Below are 26,328 nucleotides of genomic sequence, written 5' to 3'. Positions count from 1 at the left end.
TTAGTCAAATTAGTGATATAAAAATATCTTCAAGGTTCCTTTGCTGTCCATGGTAGCTAACAGAACATTATTAATTTCTGTCTGATAGAAACGTTCTAAATGGGAGATTAGCCATCTTTCGTCCTTTTGTATGGTTTGCAGCACTTTTTTATCCACTTTGCCTTCCTTAATAATGGTTCTTGGCATATCGAATGGTTCTGCATCTCTTTGCAGGAAAGCAGGTGTAATAGGTTCATATTTGGGATCCAAAAAGAAGGAAATGCTTCCGTTTGCTTCCCATAGAGCAAGCGCCACCTTTTTTACATCTTCTACTTTTTTCTCGCGTAATTCCTCCAGCAGCACATCAATGGAAATCCTTGCTTTATTTAAGCCCTTATAGATGATTTCTCCATTCTGTACGAGGGGAATGGGCTTGCTGTTTACCATTCTTCTAACCGCTGGCCATTTCAGGATGCTGAATAAACTGATCAGGTAAAGAACGACAAGTACAATGGTTGTAACAATTGAACCCTTTAGTCCCAGCTCCTCATCTGATAAGGGGTGGGCAATAATATTGCCAATCACTAAAGCCATTACTAAATCAAGGAGTCTTAATTGGGAAATGGCACGCTGCCCCAGCACTTTGGCGACAATGACTAAGAAGAAATAAGCGATGACAGCCCTGAGTCCCCACTCCATGGCAGAAAGTGAGTGCTGACTCTGTAAAAAATCCATTTTGGCACATCCTTTAATTTACATAAAAAGTAAAATGCAGCTTTATACAAGTGTTTTCCTATCCAGCTGCAAATATTCAATAGGAAGGAAGTTATGTAAATTATTAACAATACATATATGATTTGTCTTTTTGAAAAACTAAGCGAAAGGAGGTTATCTATATGAAAAAATACTTATTGATGCTTTTTCTATCTCTATCTTTCGTAACGTTAACGGGCTGCGGAAACGATGAAAAGCCTGAGGAAGGCGAACAGGTTGAAGATGTGGAAGAAGAGGATGAAATTGGCGACGGCGAAGTGGATGATGAGTAATAAAGGTGGTTGGGTTTGAGATGGTGTGATTCGGACTGAAAGCGCAGGGAAGACTTGGTTAGAGTCTGAACCGAGGCCAACTTCAGACACAAAAAGCAGGAAAGCGCGAGTTAGAGTCTGAACCGAGGCCAACTTCGGACACAAAAAGCAGGAAAGCGCGAGTTAGAGTCTGAACAGAGGCCAACTTCAGACACAAAAAGCAGAAAACGCGAGTTAGAGTCTGAACCGAGGCCAACTTCGGACACAAAAAGCAGGAAAGCGCGAGTCAGAGTCTGAACAGAGGCCAACTTCAGACACAAAAAGCAGGAAAGCGCGAGTTAGAGTCTGAACCGAGGCCAACTTCAGACACAAAAAGCAGGAAGCGCGAGTCAGAGTCCGGACCCGCCCTTGTCCAAAACCAGCCAAAGCCCCCATCACTTAACAGATTGGGGCTATTTCTATGCGGACGGTAAACACAATACAACAATCTTATACGGCGTAGTCTGGGCAGGTATACTTTTGGTAGACGGACCATAGGTCACAACCAGGTCTCTGTTGGCGGGGCTGCCGGTAAAGGCCTGCCCATTCGTCAGCACCATCCGGGTATACGGTGAGATGTTTAATTGCAGCTGTCCATCGCTGCTGATTAGCTGGCTATTAAAGAAGTCCGTTTTCACATTTTGTTGAGAAGTATGTTTTACCATCACCAGCGCCCGGTATTGAGGAGGATAGATCAGCGGAACAGGAGCATTGCCGTCATAATATCCGGTAATGATGTCCCCTGTAGACAGCATGGTCTGGTCTAAAACATACGTGGAAGGAGATACGATGAAATTAACCGTTCCTCCCATTCCGTTATCAGCAGAAATCATCTTAAGGCAGCCTTCCCCGTTAAAATCAGAGATTTGCACGATAGTACCCGTGAAATATTGAAAATTGGTCATCTTCTTCCTCCGTTCTTTAAAATAAAGCCTCGGATTTAACCAATATATTAAAACAGCCTACTTTACGTTCCTTTGTAAATTTACAAAACATTACTTTTCATCCAATCTTTACATTTAATTTACATTCGGTCTGTATAATTTCCTTATAGGTCATTAGTATGATATTTTGGGGGTTTTGTAGAAATGAAGAAGCAGCTGGACAACTTTGCGGCAGCCTGCAGCCATAAGCTGAACCTGGGAAAAAGATTATTGGTATTGTTTTTTACCTTGTTGCTGCTATCGATATCGGCAGTCGGAATTAGTTCCTATCTTAAAACAAAGGACATGGCAATCAAAACAATTGAGGATAGATTGGCAAGAGAAGCAGAACTAATGGGATACATAGCGGAAAACTTAAAGTTTGTGTATGTCAGTGATGATGCGTACTTTAAGCAGCAGCTTGAGGCCGGTGTCCGTGCTCAGCAGAAAAAGCTGCACTCGGATGGGATAGATTCCGATTTCTTCTATCTTGCAGATAATAGGATTAAGCCTTTTAAGGTCAGCAGCAAAACGGATGCCGCTTTTTCAAGGGATATGATCAATAATATCAGCGCAATGAAAAATGGCGTCATACATATTGAGATGAACGGGACAGATTATACAGCAGCCTTTCAGGAGATGAAGGAAATTAGCGGCGTCTATGTAGTTCTCATCCCTGCAAAGGCGTATATGTCTGATGTGCATGCGATCGGTTATTTTATGATTGCAGCGATTGTGGTCAGTTTATTGTCTGCTTCAGCTATTATCAGCCTTTTTGTCAGAAAAATAACGAAGCCTTTGAACCTTTTAAGAAACACCATGCGGGAGGTCCGGGAAGGTAACCTGCAAAATCCGCTTGAAATTCATACAGAAATTCCTGAAATTGCTTCTCTCCAGAAAAGTTATAACAGCATGATTGAACAAATGAGGAGCCTGCTGCGGGAGCTGACCGGCACAACGAAGGAGCTGGAGAGTACAGGCAATGAGCTGAAAGGGTCTTCCTTCAGTGCTCTTGAAAGCGGGCAGCAGCTGGAATCAGCCATTCACCTCGTGAAGTTGGGAGCAGAGCAAACAGCAGCCAGTTCTGAAAAAAGTGCGGCCAGTTTCAAAGAAATGAATGATAGGTTTGAAGATATGTTTCTGCATATGCAGAGTGTACACCGCAGCTCAGAGGTTATGAATGATTCTGCCTTGCGCGGAGGGAACAGCATCACTGATTTAATCGCTGCCATTCATTCCTTTGGGTCAAAGTTTGAAAAATTGACCCTGACAATAAAAGAGGTTAAAGAACATTCCCTATCGATTACAAATCTTGTCGGAATGGTAAAAGGGATTGCTGAACAAACAAGGCTGTTATCCTTAAATGCTTCCATTGAGGCTGCCCGTGCAGGAGAGGCAGGGAAAGGCTTTGCCGTGGTCGCAGGAGAAGTCCGTAAACTGGCAGAGCAATCTGCAGGCACTGCAGAAAATATCACTCAGGGAATAAGAAGTATGGAGAATATAACTCTCAGAGCTTCAGAGGAATTTGACCGGCTCCATACGGAGATCAAAGGCAATCTTGAGATGGCGGGACAATCCAAACTATCATTGAACGAGCTGATGAATGAGATTTCTAATGTAAGCGGCAAACTCCAAACCATGCAAAAGGAGCTGAATGGCCTGGAAGAAACGCTGCCGCAGCTTGAACAGGGTGCTGAACAGTTCTCCTCTGTTTCACAGGAAACATTGGCCAGTGCAGAAGAAATGCTTGCGGCCAGCGTCATTCAAACAGGACAAATGGAGAAAACGGATAAAATTGGGGGGAAACTCAACTCTTTGGCAAGGTCATTGTCCGAAATGACAAGCCATTATAGGGTATAGGGTTTACTAAAAGCATAAGGAGAGACTCGCTGAATCCTCCAAAGCTGCCCTGGCGGGTTGCGAAGTTTGACGAAGTCTATTAAAAAAGTGAACCAGGCATTGACTGCCTGGTTCACACCTTCTCTGTTACGCAATCCGCTCTTAACAAGAGCTTCATTATTTTAATCCATAAGCCTTGATAATCTCCTGAGTTACACGATTGCCTGCATCATCCCATGCACTGGCACGCAGGGAGACAGTGCTTCCTTTCTTATTTGGGTGTTTGATTTCGGCAGTCCAGCTATTGCCCGTAGAAACTAACTTTGCCGCTTCCCATGTCTTCCCTTCATCAAAAGACACTTCCAGGCTGGCACCTTTTATTTTGCCATTTTCCGGAGCATCGGCTATTTGAACAGCTGATAAATCAAGCTTAATCTTCTTACCGGCCTTGGAGTTGCCGGCCATGTCTGTATCCACTTTATAATCAAGAGAAATCAGCGGAAGTGCCGTCTGGTATTCTCCCTGCTGCTGGGACCAGAATGTCCACTCCGTATGTGTACGTACTGATGTGTTCCAGCGCTCTGCATCGCGGGCTGCATCACTTATGAGTTTGTACTGGGTTTTCTCTGCCGGAAATTCATTAAATAGGTAGAGAGCCTGTCCCTTTCCTTCTCTAACCAGTGTATCCCCCTGATATAGCTTTAATGTCTGATCACCAGGGTAATTCATGTCGGCACCTGTATGGCCAGCTCCTGAGTCAGCCCAGGCAGGAACATTTAATATCAGATTATTGCCTGAACGATATGGAGCCCAAAAGCCAGCACCAAAACGAGGGCGGACCACTGGTGAAAACCACTCTTCATTCAGCGTTTGACCTGGTTTGTATTCCACTTTTGGCTGTCTTACTTCCCATTGGGCATCAAGAACACCAGCCTGATGGTACCAGGATGTGCCTTTTTGCGCTGATACCCACTCTGTTCTGGCGGATGGGAGTGAGAGTCTTTGCAGGAATCCCACTCCGGCAAAGCTGTGCTCGAGGATATCGTAGCGGAACTCGGCACCAGGTGCAGGGCGATCTGATTTATATTCAGAGTTGATTTTGACTAGGTCCTTCGTTTTTGGCGAATAGTTCACTTTTTGAGGAACTGCGTGATGATGCATATCCACCAGGTCATATAAGTAGTCCGAATCAGGAGTACCCTCGACGTTTAAGGTCAATCCCCCGGCCTTGGCCGCTTCGATCAGTTCCTGTCCTTCATTTCCGCTGACTCCGGCCACAGAAAGAGGGCTATCGGAAAGTGAAAAATCTTCATTTTCTACTCCTGTCCATTCACTAAGCTCCTGCGGTCTGTCATTAACAGTAATTAATAGCTTTGCTCCTGCTGCCAGAGCTGCTGCAGCACGTTCGGATCCTGTTAATTCATCACTGCGCAGGACAATGGCAGCTTTGCCTTTAACATCAAGTTTTTCATAATCCTCCGGCGATCCATTTCCAGCATAGACAGCTTCCAGATTGTACTTCCCGTTCATAAGAGTGCTGCCAGCCTGCGGGATATCATCTAATTCTTTGCCCTTGAAATTAATGGTCAGCAGTGGTTCTGCCAGACGCCAGCGTGTAGCTTGCGTGAATTCACCAGTGTCTACTTTCTCAGTAGGGGCAGCGTACATTTTATCCACCACTGCCGGCATAATGTAAATGTCATTCACCTGGTTTCCATTAATGCTCCGGTAATACTCCAGTTTCCGGTAATTTGCTTCGGTCTCTTTCGGAACATCCACCGTAATTTCATTGGCCTTGCGGGCATCCAGCATAACGGTCTGTGGGCCATCAAGGTTAATTTCCGGGTCGCCTACTAGTGCTACCCCTGCATGATCTGTATCTGCGTCAACATCCATCATCGACATAACTGAATACGTTCCTTCCGGCAGCCGCAGCTCCTTCGTGCCATCCACTGACATGAACTGAGGTTCACCTGTTGGTCCTAAAAGGTAGAAGTAGGCAGAGGCAGCTTCCCCGTCACGGTCGATTGCCTTAATGGTCAGCGGGTATCTTTCATCTTCTTTGATCATGCCCAGTGAAGTATGGACAATGCTTTCTCCCTCTGATGAAGCGCTAATATGCCCCTGATATCGGGTGCCAAAATCACCTGCATTAGGGTCAAGTGTAACGGTGACATCTGCTCTTCCTTTTGTTGGAACAGTCACTTTTTCAGCTGATAGCTTTACCATTCCAGAAGGTGCATCAGTGTCATTGGCATCTTTGACAGACACTGACAGATTCAATGTTACATCCTGATCGCCATCATTGGTATACGTAATGGTCTTCTCAGCCGGAGCATCATTCTCATGAGGCCAGTCATAGAAGCCAAAGTCAAGAGACCCCGTTGCCCTTACATAGCCAAGTGCGGCCACAGCATCCAGACGGCCTGTGCCTCCTTCAAAAGGCTTAATGTGTTCAAGCTTTTTGGTCGTGCTCATCAGAGCTTCCTTAAGCTGTTCCCCGGTCCAGTCAGGGTGGCGCTGAGCGAGAAGGGCTGCAGCACCGGCAACATGAGGTGTTGCCATTGAGGTGCCATTCATGCTCATGTAAGAGCCGCTTCCCTGGTTCGTATATTGAGAACGTGCAGCCAGGATTCCTACTCCGGGAGCAGTAAGATCAGGTTTTAATCCTGAGCTTCCAAAGCTGGGCCCTTTAGACGAGAACCAGGCAAGATTGTCGGACTTGTCCACGGCTCCAACAGTTAGAGCGTCCTCAGCAGCCCCTGGTGAGCCGATTCCTTCACTGCCAGTGTTCCCGGCAGCAATTACAAATAGGGACCCTGTTTCTTTACTAAGATTGCTTACAGCTTGAGCCATCGGGTCTGTTCCATCGCTTGGTTCAGAACTGCCCAGGCTCATATTGACGACTTTTGCATTTTCAGCAGCCCATTCCATTCCATCGATAATCCATGAATCCTGGCCAAAGCCTTCATCACTAAGTACTTTTCCTGCAAGAAGACGTGCGCCAGGTGCCACACCCTTATTCCGTCCTTCTGATGCTTCCCCGGTGCCAAGTACTGTGGAAGCCACATGGGTTCCGTGTGCATGTCTGTCGGTTACTTCCTCTCCTGGCACAAAGCTTACTGCTTCATCCAGCTGGCCTGAAATGTCCGGATGCCCTGAATCAATCCCGGTATCCAGAACAGCCACCTTTACACCAGTTCCGTCATAGCCGGATTCCCAAGCGGAAGGGGCTCCGATCTGTGGGATACTTTGTTCAAGAGACGCTTCGACCCGGCCATCCAGCCAGATTTTTTCAATGCCTGGAGCCAGTGCAGCCTTCGTTTTTTTAGCAGTATTGCTGGTGATTTCTGCCCAAAATTCCTTTGTTTCTTTCTTATCAGCGGAGACTGCAACACTATCTATACTTTCAAGGACATGGGTTTTCTTTGAGCCTTTTGGGGCTTTAATAGCAGCAGCTGAACGGGCCTTGGACTCGGAATATTGAATGATGACAGGCAATTCCTTCTGATTCTCGTCATCATAGCCATCTTTGATTAAAGCTGTGATATTGAACAAGTCCTGGTCCAAAAATCCGGAAGCCAGATAAGGCATAGCCTTGTCAGGAATGACATACGTTTCTTTGTTGGCTGTTAAAATACGTGCTCCACTGGCGGAAGGGTCCGCTGGTTCAACATGGATGATATTCTTTCCATCTGCGAATTCAGTTACAGTTACGACATCACCTGTAATAAGAGTGATGACATGCCTGCCTTTACTTGCTTTGGCATTCATCCCTTGCAGATCAGCTATGGACGCTTTGCCATCAGCCCCTTTCAGGATGCCTTTCCCGGAATCATCCGCCGAAGCCTGCAGGGGCGGAACAGCCAGCATAGCCGCAGCCATGGCAGCGGTTAAATACTTTTTAAACTTGAAATCTCCCATTCGTGTCCATTCTCCTCTTTAAAAGTATAGTGGTTTCCGTTAAAGCAGCTTGGAAATGACCCTATTAAACTGCTTTAAAATAAACAAGAGCCAACCTCCTTAAATACTTGATTCATAGTTTGTAAGGACGTTCTATTGAAAAGTATAAAGAAGAAAGAAGATTCTGTTAATTGGGGAAATTAAAAGGCGATTTAAGTGTTAAATCTGGGCTAAAAGGATTAGAATTCGATAAATTGATGGATTATTGGAAGCGTTAGTAGGTATTTATAACAATAAAATTTGGGGTTATTTAATGGGGGAGAAAATATTATTCTAATTTACAGCAAATCTATTAAGTTATTGTATTTATGCATTGTTGATTTTCTAAAACTCGCAGCTGAATAGTCAAAAAAACCGGCGGCAAAGCACCGCCAGTCCTTGTTTTATACATCAAAAACGCCCTCATAGATCCTCTTTAAATCATCACGAAGCTTCTCGACCGGAATGAACCGTGCTTCCCTTAATACTTCTCTTCCATCCAGATATAAGGCAATCACAGGCACTGTAAAGGCCATCAGATACCCGGCAATTTCGGTTACCTTGCCTGCATTTACAAGCCGTGCTTCGATACGGGGGTAATCCTTTAACACTTCCTCAACCTGAGGAAGCAGGCCATGGCAGACGCTTCAGCTGTCATGCAGCACATAAATAAGGCCCAGCTCCGTGCTATGAATAAATTGCTGCACCTCTTCCATTTCTCTCAGCTCTTTCATCATTATCCTCCTCTTGCGCATTTTTTCCATTATACAATAGGATTTCCAGAACCTCCCCTAGAATACCTTATGGGGAAGGAGTGGTTAGATTGGCAAATCTATGGGAAGAAAAGTTTTCTCAGGAAGGCTATTTATATGGTGAAGAACCCAATGAATTCATCAGGGAGCAGGCATGGCGGCTTAAAGGGCACAAAAGAGTTGTTGCCTTTGCCGAGGGGGAGGGCCGAAATGCTGTGTTCCTTGCCAGGCAGGGGCATGATGTAACAGCATGGGATTATACGCAAAGCGGGTTAGACAAAACACAGCAGCTGGCTGGGCGCCATCAAGTCAGAGTGGAAACAGGGCAGAAGGATCTGATTCATGATTCTGTGCCATCCGGTGAATATGACGCTTCGGTTATGGTTTTCGGCCATTTTTTGAAAAAAGACCAAAAAACTGTATTTGATAAGCTGGTTTCCGTTGTCAAGCCGGGTGGAATTGTGATGCTTGAGGTCTATTCAGAGGATCAGCTCCACTATGGAACAGGCGGGCCAAAAAGTGTGGATATGGTCTATGATCCGGCAGATATTCTCCAATGGATTAAGAACTATAAAGTCCTCCATTTCTTTTACGGCGAACAGGAAAGAGTAGAAGGAAAAGGCCATACAGGCACGGGACATGTCATCCAGGTGATCCTGCAAAAGTAGAAAAAGGAGGCAAAATGAGTAATGGGTTCTGTTTTCGAGTACAAAACCGTAAGTCGCATAGGAAAAGGTATTTCAAATCGTATATGATTTAACAACCCTAAAAACACATTAAATGTAAAAAAAGCTCGGAGATCCCGAGCTTTTTGTAATTTTTACTTATTCAACATAAGCACCCGTTCGTAATATAAGGTTAGCCAGATATTTCTGGTTGACCTTTTAATTTTGGGTCTTATTATATAACGGTAGTCGGGGTAGAACGTCGCACCCGTGGGTTAAATCCCGTCAACTAAACTGTTCACCCCCTACTTGTATAAACATGTTTCAGGCTGGTTGGGACAAAGATCCCGTTTAACAAGCGAACCTATGACATTACAAGAAGCCTTAGGGGATACCGACAAATTGAGTTTTAGGAGGAGAAAAGCATGAATCCAGTCATTGGCCTGGATGTATCAAAAGGAGAGAGTCAGGTTCAAGCATTTTTAGACAAAGGCAAACCGTATCGGAAGAGCTTTAGTATCAAGCACAATACCGATGGTTTAGGTAGTTTATTAGAGTTCCTTCATGAAGTAGAAAGTTCAGCTGGTAGTCATCAGCCAACGGTGGTTTTAGAATCAACAGGACATTACCATTTTCCTGTAATTCAATTTCTTGAGGAGCAAAGTTTTGTTTATATTGTTGTCAATCCTCTTATCTCCCATCGAGCCAAAAGTTCGAGTTTGCGGAAGGTAAAAACAGATGCAATTGATGCTTACCACCTTTGCGAGCTGTTTTATAAAGAAGAGTTAGAGCCTTATAAAAAAAGAGGAATTCAACTTTTAAATCTTCGTAATCTAACAAGACAACAAGAAAGTATTGCCGAAGTATCAGCACAGACGAAAATACAGCTGCATACCCTTTTGGATCAGGTATTTCCTGAATATAGAGGAGTTTTTGGAAGTTTATATTCCAAAGTCTCATTGCTTACATTATTAGCATTTCCTACTTCAGAAGTAGTGTTAAGTGTGAGTGAAAGAGAAATAACAGAGAAAATAGCTTCGCTATGTATGAGTCGTTCAGATGCATGGGCAAACGAAAAGGCTAAAAAATTAAGGGAAGCAGCCCTTCGTAATCCGTTTCAAAACAACCTCTACCAGAGTAATATTTTTAATCTAGAGTTATTAGTCAAGATCGTTCTTCAATACCAAGAGCATCTATCTAAAATTGCAGTTGAAATAGATGCCCTCGCTAAAGAAATTGAAGAATATCATATACTTCAGTCTATCCCTGGAATTGGAGAGAAAATCGCCGCCACGATTATTTCCGAAATTGGTGAGATAGATCGGTTCAATGATGCCAAAAAGCTCGTTGCATTCGCTGGAGTGGATCCTAGTGTTTTCTCTTCTGGTAAGTTTACCGCATCAGTAAATCGAATTACCAAACGAGGTTCTAGCAGGCTTCGTCATGCCTTGTATATGGCTGTTCAAAGTGGTATTCGTGATGCTCGTAAAAAGAAAACAACTGATGAAATCATCGCACGCAATAAAAAATTAAGGGAGTTTTACGATAAGAAACGGGAAGAAGGAAAACCCTTTAGAGTAGCAGTTATTGCATGTGTTAATAAGCTCTTACATTGGATTTTTGCCTTACTAAAAAGCAGAACTATTTTCCAAGATACAGATTAAAAACTATATCTAACTAAATACAACAAAACCTTCCAAATAAGACATAGAGGAAGGTTATTTGGCATGAACATTTTTAGTATATCATGACGTTATTAATCATTTTATTGAAAAATGTTGACAAACTATTAGCTGGTTTAGTTGAATAAGGCTGTTATTTAATATTCCAGAAAGTTTGTTTCTTTGGGTGTTACACTTTTAATGAAGGTAATATCCTCCTTAGTAATATTAGGTATAAATAATTCTGTACCCCAATGTCCTGAATGAAACACAGGCAGCCTCAATCTCTCTAAATTGAGTGTGAACCACTTTAGGTCACCGTTATTATTTATACTTTTATTCAATAGATAATCTATTAGTAATTTGGATATAGTACCTTTAAAAATTGTTAGATTCTCTTCTATACCTACTTCAAATTCCTCTTTATATAAAGAATTAATTTCATCAATAGTATCTGTTTCCTCGTTCCAACAATGAATCTCGATAGTATCTGATATCGTTAAGAAGTGTTCTATTAAAGCAAGCCAATAATTGTAATTTTCATTAACTGGCTTTGGAAAGGTTGAATCAATATTTGTATAACTTGGAATATTTACAGCTAAATTATATTCCACTACATACTCTCCTTCCTTACAGCTTTATACATATATTCATTACAGTTATTGAACTAAACTGCTTCGTTAGTTAAAGAACGTTCAATCTAATTTTACCATATCCCGGACTACTGAACTGATTTACTGAAAATAAATGAGTTTCTAATTTTTTTTAACAATGAAATAGGATAGAAAACAGTAAGGCGATTTTCGTATTACAGAAAGTTCTGTAATACTGAAATTCAAGGTACGAATATGGGTGCGAATTAGACCGTTATTTTAACAAAAAACCAGTAATATCAATGAAAAAAGGGATTACCAAATCATTGCGATTTGATATCCCTTTTTTGATGCTTTTTTATATTTTGTACTTCAAAACAGAACCCGTTACAAAATGAGCCTCCTTTTTTTAAGGTGTAATCGAACGGGTTCTGTTTACCTTGGCAGAATAAACACGATACATTATGAATGCCAAACCGGAAAGCAGAATTCCCGTCAGGTACGGAGCACCGATGCTGATGGTGAACAGCCATCCTCCGAGCGGAGGGCCGATAATGCGTCCCAGGGAATCGAATGATGACAGCAGGCCGGTCGTGCTGCCGTGTCCAGTTTGAGATGTCTTTGTCAGCAGGGAAGAAACACTCGGACGGATAAATCCGTTCCCTATGCCGAAAATCGTCAGGAAAATCGCTGCAGTCGTAAAACTGTCAACCAGGAGAATCAGTCCAAAGCCAATGGCGGAGACGATGATCCCCAGCTGAATCACAGCCCCTTCTCCATACTTTTTCGTCATTCGTCCTACCAGACCGCCCTGCACAAGGGCTCCTCCAAATCCCATAATCATAAAGATATAGCCCAGCTCAACGGTGCCAAGGCCGGCTTTTTCAGCCGCAAAATAAGCGAAGGTTGCTTCCAGTCCTGCCAGTGACAGTGAAACAAACAGCTGAAGGATAAACAAAATGCCGGTGTTTCCTCTTAAAGCGGTCATCAGACCCGGACGCTTAGCCGTTCCCTTGCTGCGCTGCTCCGGTGACAGAGACTCCTTCAGCACAAGCATGACAAGGAAGAATGTGATAAACGAAGATGTTCCTGCCGCGTAGAAAGGAAGGTTCAAACTTTCCCGGGAAAAGATGCCGCCGATCGCCGGGCCGAAAATAAAGCCTAAGCCCACTGCAGCACCAATGATGCCCATCCCTTTTCCGCGGTCTTCTTCAGATGTAATATCCGCTACATAGGCCATGACAGTCGGCATATTGGCAGACGACAGAAAGCCGCCGATAATTCTGGCTGCAAACAGCATCCACAGCTCAGTGGACAGGGCCATCATAAAAAAAGACAATCCAAGCCCAAAAATGCCGATCATAATAACAGGCTTGCGTCCGATCTTATCGGAAACGCGCCCCCACATAGGCGCAAACAGCAGCTGCATCAGCGAATAAACGGCCATTAACAGGCCCAGTTCAGTGGGTGATGCCCCTAATTCTTCCGCATAAAAGGGGATGACAGGAATAATGATTCCAAACCCCACCATCACAAGAAACATAACGGCGAATAAAAGAGGCAGTGCTTTTTTAGTATTCAACATGTTCACTCCAGTTAAAGTCAAATTCCATCTAAGTATTATGATTATAACAAAAACATTCCCATACTTTCACCTTAGGGATTGGACAGGTAAATAAGTTCTATTTATTACCCAATTTTAAAAATATATTGAAATATCAAAATAATATAAACTATGATGAACTTGTACATTTTTACAGTTAAGAGAGGGGGAAATGGAATGGAAAAGAAATTAGAAAAGAAAGTCCTGATTGCAAGCCTGATCGGAAGTTCCATCGAATGGTTTGATTACTTTTTATACGGAACGGTTGCTGCACTTGTATTTAATCAAATGTTTTTTCACAGTGATGATCCGGCTGTCGGTTTGATGCTGGCGTATGCCTCTTTCGCACTTGCTTTCTTCATCCGTCCGCTTGGCGGGGTTATTTTCAGCCACATAGGGGATAAAATCGGCAGAAAGAAGACACTTGTCCTCACACTGTCCCTTATGGGCGGTGCAACAGTCCTCATGGGCTTTTTGCCTACATACGACAATATAGGCGCGGCAGCACCGATTCTGCTGATTCTTTTACGCTTAATACAAGGAATTGGACTCGGAGGAGAATGGGGCGGTGCACTGCTGCTTGCTGTTGAATATGCTCCAAAAAATCGGCGCGGCTTTTTTGGAAGCATTCCGCAAATGGGTGTCACTATCGGAATGCTCCTCGGAACACTCGCTTTATCCATCATGACATTATTGCCGGAGGAAGCTTTTTTATCATGGGGATGGCGCGTACCGTTCATTCTGAGTGCCCTGCTTGTCTTTTTTGGCTTATGGATCCGCAAAGGCATTGATGAGACACCATCCTTTAAAAAGGCTCAGGAAAAAGGGGAAATCGCCAAGATTCCATTTGTGGAAACGATGCGCAGCCATTGGAAGGAAGTATTGATTGCTGTCGGCGCAAAAGTGGTGGAGACAGCGCCATTTTACATCTTCGGGACCTTTATTGTTTCCTATGCGACAACACAGCTTGGCTTCTCGCGCACCGTCACATTGAATGCCGTTACGATTGCAACCATTATTACAACAATACTAATTCCAATCATGGGAAAACTGTCTGACAAAATTGGCCGAAAAAAGCTTTATGTCGGCGGAACGGTTCTGATGATGCTTTATGCCTTTCCGTACTTCTGGCTAGTTCACCAGGGTTCGGCCGTTCTGCTGGTTGTGGCCACCATATTGGGTCTCGGCATCATCTGGGCACCAATCACCGCTGTCCTTGGAACGATGTTTTCTGAAATATTTAAGTCGAATGTCCGCTATACCGGCATCACCCTGGGCTATCAAATAGGGGCAGCGCTGGCAGGAGGAACAGCTCCTCTTGTGGCAACAGCCCTGTTGAATGCCTATGATAATTCCTATGTCCCTGTAGCCTTATACATCATGCTTGCAGCCGCCATCTCCTTGATTGCGATTGCATCCGTCCGCGACCGCAGCAATCAGGACCTGGATTCTGATCTGCCAGGGGAGAATTCATTCCATACAGGCTTCGGACAAACCAATCATAAAGCTTAGAAAGGTAGAGTTCATGCTTTTATTATCTGAAAAAGAAATCAAATCCATCTATACGATGGAATCAGCCATTAAAGATCTTGAAAAGGCTCTGGTACATAATCAGGAAGGGAAAATCCAGAATCCCCATAGAACCGTGCTTGATTTTCCGGAGAAACAAGCTTCTGCCCTTTATATGCCGAGTGCCATGCCGCCTATCGGAAAAACGGCTGTGAAGGTGGTCACCATCTTTCCTGAGAACCCTGCAATCGGCAAGAAAACCACTCAGGGAGTCATATTATTAAGTGATACGGAAACAGGGGAACACCTGGCATGCATGAATGCCTCGTACCTGACTAGACTCCGGACAGGGGCCGTGAGCGGAATTGCCACTAAGCATCTCGCGAAAAAAACGGCAAGATCTGCGGCCGTTATTGGCTGCGGGGCAATGGCTGAAGAACAGCTTCAGGCTGTTTTGGAGGTTCGCAAAATAGAGGAAATTTTCCTTTACAACCGGACAGCTGCAAAGGCACATGAGTTTGCTGACAAGTTTAAGGAGTTTAATTGTGCGGTGACTATCCTGGAAAATGCGGATGAAGCTGTTTCCCGGGCGGATATTGTCATCTGCAGCACCCGCTCGGAAAAGCCTGTGTTCTCAGGCAAGGCCCTTCAGCCGGGGACGCATATTAACGGGGTAGGCTCCTATCTTCCGCATATGCAGGAAGTCGACACAGAGACGCTGCTGCGAAGTTCTAAAATCGTCGTGGATACCATAGAAGGAGTCAAAGATGAAGCCGGTGATTTTATTATTCCTGCCACAGAAGGCATCTGGAGCTTTTCGGACCTGCATGGCGAAATCGGACAATTATCATCCGGAGTGGTTGCTGGCCGAGAAAACGATGAAGAGATTACCTTTTTCAAATCAGTCGGGATTGCCTATTTTGACCTCGCTGTGGCAGCAGAGGTTTATGAAAAAGCAATTCTTGAAGGCGTTGGAACGAAGGTGGATCTGTAAAAAGGTGAATAGTGCCTGAAGCTTTGGAAAATCTATAGCTATACTTCTAAATTAAAGGAGAGATAGAGATGCCAAAGCAGCCGAATAAAGTAACAGAAGAACAGCAAATCGTATCAGCCCAAAACCAGGCTGACCAATTCAAAAAAGGAATGGACACCGAATTTGCTCTTGAAGAAAACGTCCAGGATGCGGCAGCCAAAAGCCAGCAGTATCAGGCACAAAACCAGCAGCCAACCTATGAACCGAATAAGCCGTTTTGATAAAACTGCATGATGGGTGTAGCGCCTGTCATGCAGTTTTTAGTTTAAAACACTCGTCCAGGAACCAAAAAAACTGCCCCTCTTTTTGAACCTTTCCCCAAACTCTTGTAGAATAAGTGGCATACCAGATCGCAAAAAGGAGTCATTATGAAAAGTCATATCGTTATTGGTGCAGGAATTCTGGGAGCTTCTGCTGCCTACCATTTGGCTAAGGCAGGTGCTAAAGTCACCGTTATCGACCGCAAAGATCCGGGGCAGGCAACCGATGCAGCGGCCGGAATTATTTGCCCCTGGCTGTCACAGCGGCGGAATAAGGCGTGGTATGCGCTCGCCAAAGGGGGAGCGGCCTATTATCAGACACTGATCAGGGATCTTGAAAAAGACGGCGAGACAGAGACCGGCTATCAGCAGGCAGGCGCCGTCAGCCTTCATACCGATCCTGCAAAGCTGGAAAAAATGGAAGAACGGGCCATGAAAAGGCGCGGAGATGCTCTTGAAATGGGGGAGATTACACATCTGTCTCCGGAACAGACTTCCCGGCTGTTTCCGCCACTGGCAAAGGAATATAGCTCTGTACATGTAAGCGGTGCGGCGCGCGTCAACGGCCGCGCACTGAGGGACGCCCTGCTGCGGGCAGCTGAAAAGCATGGTGCAGAAGTGGTGCAGGACTCTGCTGAACTAGTGTGCCAGGGAGATGAGGTTACAGCTGTTAGAGCCAGCGGAAAGCAATATGAAGCGGAAAGTGTGATTGCAGCGGCTGGAGCGTGGGCAGCAGAGCTTTTTGAGCCGCTTGGAATCCAGCTGGATGTGAAGCCGCAAAAAGCGCAAATCGTCCATCTTCAGCTTGAAAGGGAAGATACGGAGGGCTGGCCGGTTGTCATGCCGCCAAACAATCAATACATTCTGGCATTCGAAGGCGGCCGCATCGTCGCTGGTGCCACCCATGAAGATGACATGGGCTACGATTTAAGAGTAACTGCAGGAGGGTTGAATGACATTTTTGAAAAAGCCCTTGCAATCGCCCCTGGATTATCGGATGGAACGTTTACAGAAGCACGCGTGGGATTTCGTCCCTATACACCCGGGTTTCTGCCCATTATAGGCCAAATTCCGGGTCTCAAAGGTCTTTACATAGCAAATGGGCTTGGAGCCTCAGGGCTCACTGCAGGGCCTTTTCTGGGCGCTCAAGCGGCCAGGCTTGCTCTCGGGCAGGAGGTTGAAATTGACCTGAGCCTCTATGATCCGGCTGGCGCGGTAAAAAAACGATAGAACTCAAAGTGCCTGTTTTAGCAGCAGGCACTTATTTTTGTATCTGATAAGTTAATAAATCGCTTCATTTCGGGTATACACTAATGAAAGTGATGTTTCATTAGGAGGCTGAATTATGAAGTGGAAAGGCAGAAGAGCGAGTTCTAATGTGGAAGACCGGAGAGGCATGGGCGGCGGGGGGAAAACCCTGATCGGCGGAGGTCTTGGCGGAATTATTATAGTATTGTTATTTACCTTCCTCGGAGGTGATCCGGGTGAACTGTTAGGCAATATGGCCGGATCAGATTCTGGTACAACTGTGCCATATGAAGAGTCAGAGCATGAAAAAGAGCTTGCTGATTTTGTCTCAGTTGTGCTGGCGGATACAGAAGAGGTCTGGACCGAACTATTCGAAGAGCAGGGTTTGCAGTATAAAGAGCCAACCCTTGTTTTATACTCAGGCAGCGTACAGTCTGCCTGCGGGGCAGCTTCCTCTTCAGTTGGACCCTTCTATTGCCCGGGCGACCAAAAACTGTATATCGATTTAAGCTTTTACGAAGAACTGCAAAGGAAATTCCAGGCACCCGGTGATTTTGCCATGGCTTATGTTATCGCCCATGAGGTTGGGCACCATGTGCAGACACTTCTGGGGACAACTGAGGAAATCATGCCGCTCCGCCAGAAAATGAGTGAAGAACAATTTAATAAATATCTCGTCCGGTTTGAATTGCAGGCCGACTATTATTCTGGCGTTTGGGCCCATCATGCCCAGGGAATGGGGTATTTAGAGGAAGGCGATCTGGAAGAAGCCCTGAATGCCGCGACGGCAGTAGGGGACGACACCCTTCAAAAACGGGGGCAGGGCTATGTCGTGCCTGAAAGCTTTACACATGGCACGTCAGAACAAAGGAAGTCGTGGTTTCACAAAGGATTCCAGAACGGAACCATCCAAGGCGGAGATACGTTTAAGCAAAGCAGTTTTTGATACGAAAGGAGCGGATTGAATGAATAGCGGGATCCAAACCATTCTGCTGGACGATGATGGGCAAATACCCAACAACCAAAATCTCCCGGTGATCATATACAAGGCAGTTTTTAAGGAACTGCCCGGCGAAATAGAGGCTGCTTTCAACAGACACCAATGGACCGGAAGCTGGACGGGTGGAGTGTATGATTACCACCACTATCACTCTAACACTCACGAAGTATTGGGGGTCAAAGCGGGAGAGGCGACTGTTCTCATCGGCGGTGACCAGGGTGAGCGCCTGGAACTCAGCCAGGGCGACGTCATCCTCCTTCCTGCAGGCACTGGGCATAAGAAGATTGAAAGCAGTCCGGACTTTGAAGTCGTGGGTGCCTATCCCGGCGGGACAAGCCCGAATATGAAGAAAAGAGACCCATCAGACCGTGTACAGGCACTCGCCGAAATTAAAAATGTTCCAGTTCCTCAGATGGACCCCGTTTATGGTGAAGAGGGGCCGATGCTTGAGAAATGGCGAGGATAATGACAGCGGATTACCAGCCAATTTTAAGCCAAATCGGCGAATTTATCGGCTAAACAGATCCCCTGAAACAAGCACAAAAAAAGCCAGAAGAGCTAAACTCTTCTGGCTTTTCTATTAACGTACACCCTTCATAAATCCTTGAATCTTAGGACTCAATAAGAATAAGATGATGGATAGCAGGATCGCTACTGCACCAATTACTCCGAAATACGTCATTTCAGTTTCAGGTGTGTAGAATTTAACAATCTGTGCATTGATTGCCTGTGCTGCCGCATTTGACAGGAACCAAAGGCTCATTGTTTGTGCGGAGAACGCAGCAGGCGCTAATTTGGTTGTGGCTGAAAGTCCAACAGGTGATAAGCAAAGCTCTCCAAGAACAACAATGAAGTAGCTGAGAACCAGCCATAATGGGCTTACTAGAGAATCTGTTCCGCCAAGGTAAGCAGGAAGCAGAATCACAATGAAAGATAAACCGGCAAACAATAGACCCAGTGAGAATTTCTGCGGCACTGAAGGCTGGCGGTCGCCAAGCTTCACCCACAGCCAGGCAAACACTGGCGCCAGGAAAATAATAAATAACGGGTTAAGAGACTGGAACCATGCCGGTGAAATATCAAGTCCCATAAAGTCAAGCTGTGTACGCTTGTCTGCATAATTCGCAAGAATTGTCGAACCTTGCTCCTGGATCGCCCAGAACATAACAGACGCAATGAATAATGGAATATACGCAATGATGCGTGAACGTTCCACTTCTGTAGTTTTCGGGCTGCGGTACATCATTGTAAAGTAGATAATTGGGAGACCGATACCCAGAATACCAACAAGTGCAATAAAGGAATCAAATGTTAAAAGACCAGTTGGGATGCCGACAGCCACTAAAATGGCAATAATAACAGCACCCAGGCCGATTCTTGTATAAACTGTTTTCTTTTCATTTGCAGATAATGGATTAGAAATATAAGTTCCCGCTAATCCAAGATTTTTCTTTTTCGTAAAGATAAACACCAATAAGCCAAAGAACATACCAACGGCTGCAATGGCGAAACCAAGATGGAAATTATATTTCATTCCAACTGTTCCGACAATTAACGGCGCAAGGAATCCGCCAAGGTTGATGCCCATATAGAAAATACTGAAACCGGCATCGCGGCGATTATCTTCAGGACTGTAAATGTCCCCAACGACGCTCGATACATTTGGCTTCAATAAACCAGTACCTAAAACAATCAGAACCATGGAAACAAAGAACATAGCAAGGCTTCCAGGAATGGAAAGGGCAATATGGCCGAGCATGATTAAAATTCCGCCATAGAATACCGCTCTGGATGTTCCAAGTAATCTGTCAGCCATCCATCCGCCGATGATTCCAGACATATACACCAATGACCCATAAATGGACATGATTGCTAAAGCTGTTGGCTCATCGAGGCCTAATCCGCCTTTTGAAACCTCGTAGTACATATAGAAAACAAGGATTGCTCTCATTCCATAGTAAGAAAAGCGCTCCCAAAATTCCGTGAAGAAAAGTGTGAACAAGCCTTTAGGATGTCCGAAGAAACCTTTTTGAGGCACACTTTCAACAATTTTCTGCCTATTAAAATCTGACATGTTTCATCCTCCTTTTAGCTATTCTATAATATCTTTCATAGTTGCTAATTGTCAAAAAAAATTTTATGTAACGGTGGTTATTATTGGCTTAATAGGAGAAATAAATAGATTTTCCCAGGAAATCTATTCAAAGTTTATTTTTTCAGAATAATGATAGTATTATTAATTTTATAAAAAACACAGATATTATACCCAAAAAAAACCGCCCAAACAGGCGGCTGCGAACATCTTATGCGTTTGTCAGAACTGCTTCTGCTAGTCTGTGCGGATAGGCAGGCTCTTCCCTGCTGGATATCCTGTTTTTACCCATTTCCTTGGACTGGAGAAGGAGTTGGTCTGCATAAACATAAGCTTTTTCAATAGACAGCAGATCGTTCACTGTATAGTAAAAAAGGCCAAATGATGCAGTGTAGGAAATAGAAATGGACTCCTCTTTAAAATCAGCTTGAAAAGGACTGTTTTCAACCCCTGTGCGTATCTTCTGGGCTAAATGCAGGCACTCTTCATATGTTCTGAATCTCATAATAATCGTAAACTCTTCTCCTCCGCTCCTGAACAAGTAATCATCTTTGGAGAGGTAGCTTTTTAAAGTATCGGTAAAATGCCTGATTGCCTGGTCGCCAACCGCATGATTATAGCTGTCATTTATCCTCTTGAATTTGTCAATGTCAGCTACAACTATACCAATGCTTTCATCTGATTGATTAAGCTCCGTCATCTTTTTATCCATATAGGCACGGTTAAACACACCAGTCAGAAAGTCGGTATAGGCCATCTGCTCAAACTTATCACGTTCGATTTTATTCTGAAGCATCTGTGATTTCGACAGAAACGACCGGCTCACAAGGTAGTTAAGGATAAACAGGCTTATGAGCATTTCCCATTCTCCCTCCTTCAGGAATAACAGCAAAAGGCCGTTCGTGAAGGCAATCTTCCCCATATCCAGCACACTTCTTGTTTTGATAAAGTCAATCGCTTCCTGCTTCGTTTTAATATCTCCTGTCAGTTTAAAAACAGTAATCAGGAATAGATCCGAAAGCAAAGAGGTTACGGTGATCAGCATCAGCATGACGACCCAAAAACCGAATGGCACACCCTTAAAGAGGGGAGATAGCAGATGGAATAAATAGAATGCGATGGAGTTGCTCATCACAAAGGAACCAATGTTATAAAACGTATGGAAAAATTCATCAGGATCTTCTGTTTTTGTATGCTTTTTATAAAAATAGACGCAAAAACGGTAGATGACTTCAAAAATCAACAGACCTAATGGCCCTGTAAACAGTCCTATGGAAAGACTGTAATTAATCCCATAATCAATCGATGTATTTCCATTTCTGCTGATAATCCGCAAATGATAATACAGGCATGCAAACAGCAGGTATATACCCAGTGCATTTATATATAGAGAGCTCTCGACACTGATTCCCTCTGAGAAAACAGCAGTGCACACGGAAATGATAAAAAGAGAAACCATAAATATTCTGGAGCCTTGCATCTTTCTGAACTCCTTTTCCTATTGTTATACTCCTATTTTATAGGAATTTTTACCAAGAAAGTAGATTAATTTAGTATATTTTCTAAATTTTTTAATATTATCTGATTCAGCTGCTTTTTACTTAGAGAAGATAAGGATATTATTTTAACTCTTAAACTATCAAATTTTAAGAAAAACACCAAGGAAATCCGTTTGTAAACAAATTTGATTACATGTATACAATAATGTTTACAAATGTATTCAGAAATGTAAACAAGTATACAAATCGGTGTGCATGTTGTTATATAAGGATGTGTACACTTTTGTTTACATGTATGCGGAAAGTGTATACAATGAAGGTAGATGTTTACATTTTGTTTACGTTTTTACGCTTTGATTACTTTTTGTTTCCTCTCATTGATTAATCTCTCAATCTGAATTACTCTTAAAATAGCAGCTCTATATTATGGAGAATGAAAGGATTGAATGATTTGACGAATTCACGAATTGCAGCAGTTGACGTAGGAAACGATTCTATTAAAGCAATCTTTGGGAAATTGGATTCAGAATTAAACATACCGAATGTAATAGCGAGAGATGTTGAGGACCGGCCGGTTATCGGGATTGAAGAACTTGACAGCAAAAATCCGCTTGAAGGCATACATATTAGAGTTCACTCCCCTGCCCTGAAGGAAAACAATACGATTTACCGTGTAGGTCACCTGGCAACAAAAAGCGATAATGCTACTGAACTGGATCCAGGCAGCAGCAAATCCGAAGAAGATCAGACATTGGTTATGCTTTTTACTGCTTTGGCACTGGATGCTGTACAAAACGGGGGTTCCACTGGCTTTAAAAAGTCAGGTAATGTGATCGATGCAAACTACACACTTGGCACAGGACTTCCTCTTCGCGAGGTGAAGGAAGGCAAGGATGCGGGCTACCGTTCCAAGCTGCTGGGCTCTGTCCACCAGGTTGAGTTCCTTGTAACACCGAAGTACCAGGGGCAAAAAGTTAATATTAAGTTTGAAGAAGTCAAGGTTTATCCTGAAGGATTTGCGGCATATATCAACCTTGTAATGGATAACAACTTAAACATCATTAATAAGGATTTAATTGATAAGCGTATTTTAATCCAGGATATCGGCGGATTATCTACGGATATCGCTGTCATTAAAAACCGCAATGTAGATGATGATAAAGCGCAGGGCTTCAACCTTGGCGTGTCTGAAGCGCTTGAATCCATCCGGGAAGAGATCCGTTCGAAGCATGGTGTTGAGCTCGACAGCCGCACAGATGTCGTGGAAATCATCACAAAGAAAAATGACCGCAATCATATTATGGTTAAGGGAAGCCGCACAAGCGTGCATGATATTACAGACCGTATCCTGCTTGACCTGGCGAAGAAGCAGTACCGCCTGCTCCGCAACGTTTGGCAGAAAAACTCCCAGACGGAAATCTGCTACTTCGTTGGCGGCGGTTCTATTGTTCTAAAAGATTATCTGAAGACATTAAATAACAATTTGGATGGCTATAACATTGACTTCTTCGAGGATGAAAAGGAAAGCATCTGGATGATGGCAAATGCTTATTACAAGCTGATTTCTGATTTTTCAAGAAGAACGAATAAAGATAAGGCAGACCAGGATAAGAAACCTGTAAAAGCCAACTAGGGTGATTTTTCATGAGTAAAGCTTCCTCTTCTGAAATTAAGAGAGGACAATCCATATCCTTTCGTGTACCATCTGACACTCCTGATCATATTCTGAAGCATCTGCAAAAGCTCAAGGAAACCGAAAAGAGGAATTTTTCGAGCAAAATGGCCGAATTTGTGATGCAGGGAGTCAGCAGTTCACAATCAAAAGACCGGGAAACCATCACTATTCCCCTTCCAAAGGGGCTAAGCAAGGTTCAGCGCGACTGGCTAAAGCATGAGCACTCAGAAGCCCTGCTCGGCAGCATCATTTATCAGCTGATTACGGACCCGGTGCGGGCAACATCCCTGCTGGCATCTTTAAACAGCCGCTCTTCTGATATAGATGAAGCTCTATATCTGCAGGAGGAGCCGAGACCTGCTGTGAATCAGTATGACTCGGCAGCTGCGGCTTTAGAGGAAGATGAAATAACGGAGGCAGATTTGGATATTGAAGATGATCTGCTTGACTTTGATTGGGACAAAGCAAAACAGGAACAGCAAGATGAAACTGAAGAGGAAAGTGAAGAAGATCTTGATACTCTTCTTGGCGGCTTTCTTGCACATATGAATAAGTGAGTTCGAGGGGAGTTTCAGCGATGAGACTCCCCTTTTTGTATTTAGAAGAGGAATTTCTGGGTAGTTTACATGTATAGCCTTTTGGCATGAAAAGGAGGAATTATGTTGAATTATGATTGTCTGATTGTTGGAGGAGGTATTGCGGGACTGCAGGCTGCCATTCAGCTGGGCAGGTATAAACATAAGGTGCTGGTGCTGGATTCCAATGATGGGCGTTCGGTGATATGCAAAAATTATCATAATATCTTAGGCTATCCGGATGGTGTGAGCGGACCGGAACTTCGTAAGCTTGGGAAAAAGCACGCCGAAAGCCTTGGAGTGGAGTTTGTTCATGAAAAAGTGGAGCAGGCTGAAAAGGCTGATGGAGGATTTGTCGTTTCAGGAGAAAGCGGCGATAAATATTCCGGCAAACGGATTTTGCTGGCAACAGGAGTCATGGACCGGATGCCGCCATTCCCGGAACTGATGCCTTGTCTTGGCATATCTGTCTATGTTTGTCCAGACTGTGATGGATATGAGGTGAAGGATAAACGCACCATTGTGCTTGGCTCTGGAAATGCCGGGGCGAATATGGCCTTAACCTTGTCTTACTGGACAAATGACCTTGTTTTTATCAACCATGAAAAAAAGGTGCCGGATCAGGAATTTTTGGGGAAAATGAGAGAGAAAAATATTGAATATCTGGAAGAAACAATAGATAGAGTCCTCGCAGAAGATGATAAATTTTACGGTGTAAGGCTGGAAAGCGGCAAAGAAATAGCAGGTGATAGAGGATTTATCGCATTTGGCGGAAATGAGATAAAATCAGGCCTGGCAAAGCAGCTCGGTGCAGAGCGGCTTGAAAATAAGCATATCCTGACAGATCCGCGCTCGAAAATGACCAGTGTCCAAAATGTGTGGGCAGCAGGCGATGTGGCAGCCCATTCGGAACAAGTAACCATTGCGATGGGAGAGGGTGCACAGGCTGCGATCTGGATCCATAAATCGCTTCTGCAGGATAAAAATTAAGGAATTTAGGTTTTATCGTCGAAAAAAAGGGTATATATTCGTTTATTTCTGTACACTTTTCTCATATAATAGCCTATAAGCTTTAAATAGAGAAAGGTGTTTGTATTGAATAAAGAAAGCTTGGATCTAGTTGTTCATGAATTATTGAAGAGATCGGGGAGTCAGGCGGACATTAAATTAGAGAAACATTTTCCGGGAAATCGTATAGCTGGCGGAAAGTACAGTATGGGAACACATACAGTAACCCTTTATGCAGAAGAGATTAAGAACCAATGCCAACAGCTGTTTGCTTCTGCAGATCGTTTTTTAGATTATTTTGCCGTTGTGTTTGCTCATGAGTTAGGCCATGCAGAAGATGCGGAGCTGGAGCAATTGGCCAGCCATCTTGATGCCTGCATAACAGAGCAGGAACGCTGGCTCACAGCATTGAAAATTGAGGAAAATGCCTGGGCATTTGCTGAAAAGCTCTTGCCGGACATGGATAAGGCATTCATGCAGAACATTATTTATCATTCATTAAAACCATACCGGGATCAGCTTCAAATGGAGCCTGCCTGACAATATTGGAAGCCGCAGCTGAGAGTGCTGCGGCTTCTTCTTTGTTTTTAGGCTGTTTTTGCAGAATAATTGGGCACAGTCCGAAAAAGGAGTTGTCGAGTGTGACGAACTTGCCATAACTGTATAAATAATTTAAAAATATTCAAGTAATGTATTGTCAGAATCTGCTGACAAGCCAGGCTGCTTTTTCTTATATAGTTAAATTTCAAATAAGGCAGGACATTAGAATAAGACTTGCGATTAGTTATTTTACATCCTCTGCTTGCTGGTATTGTTCGGAGATAATGAGATCATCTTCAAATAAAACATATGGATGAGTTTCCATCAAAATAGTCCTGAGGAAATCTGGCATTTTCTCTCCTTCATACGCACAAATTAATGGGAAAGAAAGTGTATTAACAGCTTCGTCTACTATTTTTTCAAAGTCCTCAATCAAATGAAGCGGATCTTTCATACTGGACCACTCCACATGTGCCCAAGATCGAAATGAGATTTTCCTTTCTACATACGGCTGTACCATTTTAGTAAAATACTCAGTGATTGCAGGAGGATGGTAGCTTCCACTTGAATAATAAAAATCGTAGTTGTTTACAAAATGAACAAACTTCAAATTTTCCTCATTTAACCTTCTGCTCAGTTCTTTATGTATAATTGGGTAGACACGGTCATCTTCTATAAGAATAATGTAATCCCCTGCCTTAACGCCATTTTGGATAAAGCTCACCACCTGTTCAATGTATTGCTTCATTCCATTATAGGAATACAGCACATGAACACTCTTTTGCTGCTCAAACAACTGGTTCATTTTGCTATTCATGATCTCACCCCTACTTTCCTCTATTTGTCTTATTTTCCCTTCCATCTCAAA

At 43.7% G+C, this 26,328-nt stretch carries 23 protein-coding genes; 14 read left to right on the top strand and 9 right to left on the bottom strand.

Features of this window, described 5'->3' with window-relative positions; genetic code table 11:
• Positions 1-9: 9 nt before the first annotated feature.
• Entirely contained in the window at positions 10-714 is a 705-nt protein-coding gene (locus NYE23_RS24275) for a DUF421 domain-containing protein (protein WP_341081998.1), read from the bottom strand.
• 161 nt (positions 715-875) lie between these two features.
• Between NYE23_RS24275 and NYE23_RS24270 the strand changes: the two genes are divergently transcribed.
• On the top strand, positions 876-1,025 hold the full coding sequence (locus tag NYE23_RS24270) for a hypothetical protein (protein WP_341081993.1): 150 nt from the start codon (positions 876-878) through the stop codon (positions 1,023-1,025).
• Positions 1,026-1,462: 437 nt separating this feature from the next.
• Here the strand turns inward: NYE23_RS24270 and NYE23_RS24265 are convergent, their stop codons facing one another.
• A complete protein-coding gene (locus tag NYE23_RS24265) occupies positions 1,463-1,948 on the bottom strand; it encodes a hypothetical protein (RefSeq protein WP_048011839.1) in 486 nt (161 codons plus the stop codon).
• Between the two features lie 183 nt (positions 1,949-2,131).
• Here NYE23_RS24265 and NYE23_RS24260 point away from each other — a divergent pair, with 183 nt between their 5' ends.
• On the top strand, positions 2,132-3,826 hold the full coding sequence (locus tag NYE23_RS24260) for a methyl-accepting chemotaxis protein (protein WP_341081990.1): 1,695 nt from the start codon (positions 2,132-2,134) through the stop codon (positions 3,824-3,826).
• A 156-nt stretch (positions 3,827-3,982) separates the two neighbouring features.
• On the opposite strand, the gene NYE23_RS24255 is transcribed toward NYE23_RS24260, so the two are convergent.
• Both NYE23_RS24255 and NYE23_RS24250 read right to left on the bottom strand, forming a co-directional pair.
• Positions 3,983-7,729: a S8 family serine peptidase gene (locus tag NYE23_RS24255; RefSeq protein WP_341081988.1), complete on the bottom strand. Its 3,747-nt coding sequence runs from the start codon at positions 7,727-7,729 to the stop codon at positions 3,983-3,985.
• Positions 7,730-8,151: 422 nt separating this feature from the next.
• Positions 8,152-8,358 carry a thioredoxin gene (locus NYE23_RS24250; RefSeq protein ID WP_227888371.1) on the bottom strand — a complete coding sequence of 69 codons (207 nt, stop codon included), beginning with the start codon at positions 8,356-8,358 and terminating at the stop codon, positions 8,152-8,154.
• A 212-nt stretch (positions 8,359-8,570) separates the two neighbouring features.
• On the opposite strand from NYE23_RS24250, the gene NYE23_RS24245 reads away from it, so the two are divergent.
• Positions 8,571-9,167: a class I SAM-dependent methyltransferase gene (locus NYE23_RS24245; RefSeq protein ID WP_341081981.1), complete on the top strand. Its 597-nt coding sequence runs from the start codon at positions 8,571-8,573 to the stop codon at positions 9,165-9,167.
• 422 nt (positions 9,168-9,589) lie between these two features.
• Positions 9,590-10,828, top strand: a complete 1,239-nt coding sequence (locus NYE23_RS24240) for an IS110 family transposase (protein ID WP_341076294.1) — start codon at positions 9,590-9,592, stop codon at positions 10,826-10,828.
• Positions 10,829-10,983: 155 nt separating this feature from the next.
• Here the strand turns inward: NYE23_RS24240 and NYE23_RS24235 are convergent, their stop codons facing one another.
• Positions 10,984-11,439 carry a hypothetical protein gene (locus tag NYE23_RS24235; protein ID WP_341081979.1) on the bottom strand — a complete coding sequence of 152 codons (456 nt, stop codon included), beginning with the start codon at positions 11,437-11,439 and terminating at the stop codon, positions 10,984-10,986.
• 388 nt (positions 11,440-11,827) lie between these two features.
• The gene (locus NYE23_RS24230; RefSeq protein ID WP_341082088.1) at positions 11,828-13,000 is read right to left on the bottom strand and encodes an MFS transporter; all 1,173 of its coding nucleotides are present in this window, start codon (positions 12,998-13,000) and stop codon (positions 11,828-11,830) included.
• Between the two features lie 198 nt (positions 13,001-13,198).
• Between NYE23_RS24230 and NYE23_RS24225 the strand changes: the two genes are divergently transcribed.
• The 6 genes from NYE23_RS24225 to NYE23_RS24200 all read left to right on the top strand — a co-directional run bounded on the left by NYE23_RS24225 (position 13,199) and on the right by NYE23_RS24200 (position 18,537).
• Positions 13,199-14,533, top strand: coding sequence for an MFS transporter (locus NYE23_RS24225; protein WP_341081977.1), 1,335 nt, complete (start codon positions 13,199-13,201; stop codon positions 14,531-14,533).
• A 13-nt stretch (positions 14,534-14,546) separates the two neighbouring features.
• Positions 14,547-15,524, top strand: a complete 978-nt coding sequence (locus tag NYE23_RS24220) for an ornithine cyclodeaminase family protein (protein ID WP_341081975.1) — start codon at positions 14,547-14,549, stop codon at positions 15,522-15,524.
• Positions 15,525-15,592: 68 nt separating this feature from the next.
• Entirely contained in the window at positions 15,593-15,784 is a 192-nt protein-coding gene (locus NYE23_RS24215) for a hypothetical protein (RefSeq protein WP_048011171.1), read from the top strand.
• A 147-nt stretch (positions 15,785-15,931) separates the two neighbouring features.
• On the top strand, positions 15,932-17,053 hold the full coding sequence (locus NYE23_RS24210; protein WP_341081973.1) for an NAD(P)/FAD-dependent oxidoreductase: 1,122 nt from the start codon (positions 15,932-15,934) through the stop codon (positions 17,051-17,053).
• A 115-nt stretch (positions 17,054-17,168) separates the two neighbouring features.
• Entirely contained in the window at positions 17,169-18,017 is an 849-nt protein-coding gene (ypfJ, locus tag NYE23_RS24205; protein WP_341081971.1) for a KPN_02809 family neutral zinc metallopeptidase, read from the top strand.
• A gap of 19 nt (positions 18,018-18,036) precedes the next feature.
• On the top strand, positions 18,037-18,537 hold the full coding sequence (locus NYE23_RS24200; protein WP_341081969.1) for a cupin domain-containing protein: 501 nt from the start codon (positions 18,037-18,039) through the stop codon (positions 18,535-18,537).
• Positions 18,538-18,651: 114 nt separating this feature from the next.
• On the opposite strand, the gene NYE23_RS24195 is transcribed toward NYE23_RS24200, so the two are convergent.
• Positions 18,652-20,145, bottom strand: coding sequence for a peptide MFS transporter (locus tag NYE23_RS24195; RefSeq protein ID WP_341081968.1), 1,494 nt, complete (start codon positions 20,143-20,145; stop codon positions 18,652-18,654).
• A gap of 229 nt (positions 20,146-20,374) precedes the next feature.
• On the bottom strand, positions 20,375-21,643 hold the full coding sequence (locus NYE23_RS24190) for a GGDEF domain-containing protein (RefSeq protein WP_341081967.1): 1,269 nt from the start codon (positions 21,641-21,643) through the stop codon (positions 20,375-20,377).
• Positions 21,644-22,113: 470 nt separating this feature from the next.
• Between NYE23_RS24190 and NYE23_RS24185 the strand changes: the two genes are divergently transcribed.
• The 4 genes from NYE23_RS24185 to NYE23_RS24170 all read left to right on the top strand — a co-directional run bounded on the left by NYE23_RS24185 (position 22,114) and on the right by NYE23_RS24170 (position 25,460).
• Complete coding sequence (locus NYE23_RS24185; RefSeq protein ID WP_226618927.1) at positions 22,114-23,295, top strand: ParM/StbA family protein; 1,182 nt, start codon at positions 22,114-22,116, stop codon at positions 23,293-23,295.
• A gap of 11 nt (positions 23,296-23,306) precedes the next feature.
• Positions 23,307-23,894 carry a hypothetical protein gene (locus tag NYE23_RS24180; protein ID WP_341081966.1) on the top strand — a complete coding sequence of 196 codons (588 nt, stop codon included), beginning with the start codon at positions 23,307-23,309 and terminating at the stop codon, positions 23,892-23,894.
• Between the two features lie 105 nt (positions 23,895-23,999).
• Positions 24,000-24,902, top strand: a complete 903-nt coding sequence (locus tag NYE23_RS24175; RefSeq protein WP_341082085.1) for an NAD(P)/FAD-dependent oxidoreductase — start codon at positions 24,000-24,002, stop codon at positions 24,900-24,902.
• A 96-nt stretch (positions 24,903-24,998) separates the two neighbouring features.
• The gene (locus NYE23_RS24170; protein WP_341081965.1) at positions 24,999-25,460 is read left to right on the top strand and encodes a hypothetical protein; all 462 of its coding nucleotides are present in this window, start codon (positions 24,999-25,001) and stop codon (positions 25,458-25,460) included.
• A 244-nt stretch (positions 25,461-25,704) separates the two neighbouring features.
• On the opposite strand, the gene NYE23_RS24165 is transcribed toward NYE23_RS24170, so the two are convergent.
• A complete protein-coding gene (locus NYE23_RS24165; RefSeq protein WP_341081964.1) occupies positions 25,705-26,277 on the bottom strand; it encodes an MEDS domain-containing protein in 573 nt (190 codons plus the stop codon).
• Positions 26,278-26,328: the final 51 nt, after the last annotated feature.

The sequence above is a fragment of the Cytobacillus sp. FSL H8-0458 genome (assembly GCF_038002165.1).
Lineage (GTDB): Bacteria > Bacillota > Bacilli > Bacillales > Cytobacillaceae > Cytobacillus.
Note: the sequence above shows the minus strand (reverse complement) of the source record. Positions and strands in the feature narration are given on the sequence as shown.

Excerpts from the sequence above, each read along its gene's own strand:
- NYE23_RS24275 (WP_341081998.1), bottom strand. The coding sequence starts at position 714 with ATGGATTTTTTACAGAGTCAGCACTCACTTTCTGCCATGGAGTGGGGA.
- NYE23_RS24270 (WP_341081993.1), top strand. The coding sequence starts at position 876 with ATGAAAAAATACTTATTGATGCTTTTTCTATCTCTATCTTTCGTAACG.
- NYE23_RS24265 (WP_048011839.1), bottom strand. The coding sequence starts at position 1,948 with ATGACCAATTTTCAATATTTCACGGGTACTATCGTGCAAATCTCTGAT.
- NYE23_RS24260 (WP_341081990.1), top strand. The coding sequence starts at position 2,132 with ATGAAGAAGCAGCTGGACAACTTTGCGGCAGCCTGCAGCCATAAGCTG.
- NYE23_RS24255 (WP_341081988.1), bottom strand. The coding sequence starts at position 7,729 with ATGGGAGATTTCAAGTTTAAAAAGTATTTAACCGCTGCCATGGCTGCG.
- NYE23_RS24240 (WP_341076294.1), top strand. The coding sequence starts at position 9,590 with ATGAATCCAGTCATTGGCCTGGATGTATCAAAAGGAGAGAGTCAGGTT.
- NYE23_RS24225 (WP_341081977.1), top strand. The coding sequence starts at position 13,199 with ATGGAAAAGAAATTAGAAAAGAAAGTCCTGATTGCAAGCCTGATCGGA.
- NYE23_RS24220 (WP_341081975.1), top strand. The coding sequence starts at position 14,547 with ATGCTTTTATTATCTGAAAAAGAAATCAAATCCATCTATACGATGGAA.
- NYE23_RS24215 (WP_048011171.1), top strand. The coding sequence starts at position 15,593 with ATGCCAAAGCAGCCGAATAAAGTAACAGAAGAACAGCAAATCGTATCA.
- NYE23_RS24210 (WP_341081973.1), top strand. The coding sequence starts at position 15,932 with ATGAAAAGTCATATCGTTATTGGTGCAGGAATTCTGGGAGCTTCTGCT.
- ypfJ (WP_341081971.1), top strand. The coding sequence starts at position 17,169 with ATGAAGTGGAAAGGCAGAAGAGCGAGTTCTAATGTGGAAGACCGGAGA.
- NYE23_RS24200 (WP_341081969.1), top strand. The coding sequence starts at position 18,037 with ATGAATAGCGGGATCCAAACCATTCTGCTGGACGATGATGGGCAAATA.
- NYE23_RS24195 (WP_341081968.1), bottom strand. The coding sequence starts at position 20,145 with ATGTCAGATTTTAATAGGCAGAAAATTGTTGAAAGTGTGCCTCAAAAA.
- NYE23_RS24190 (WP_341081967.1), bottom strand. The coding sequence starts at position 21,643 with ATGCAAGGCTCCAGAATATTTATGGTTTCTCTTTTTATCATTTCCGTG.
- NYE23_RS24180 (WP_341081966.1), top strand. The coding sequence starts at position 23,307 with ATGAGTAAAGCTTCCTCTTCTGAAATTAAGAGAGGACAATCCATATCC.
- NYE23_RS24165 (WP_341081964.1), bottom strand. The coding sequence starts at position 26,277 with ATGAATAGCAAAATGAACCAGTTGTTTGAGCAGCAAAAGAGTGTTCAT.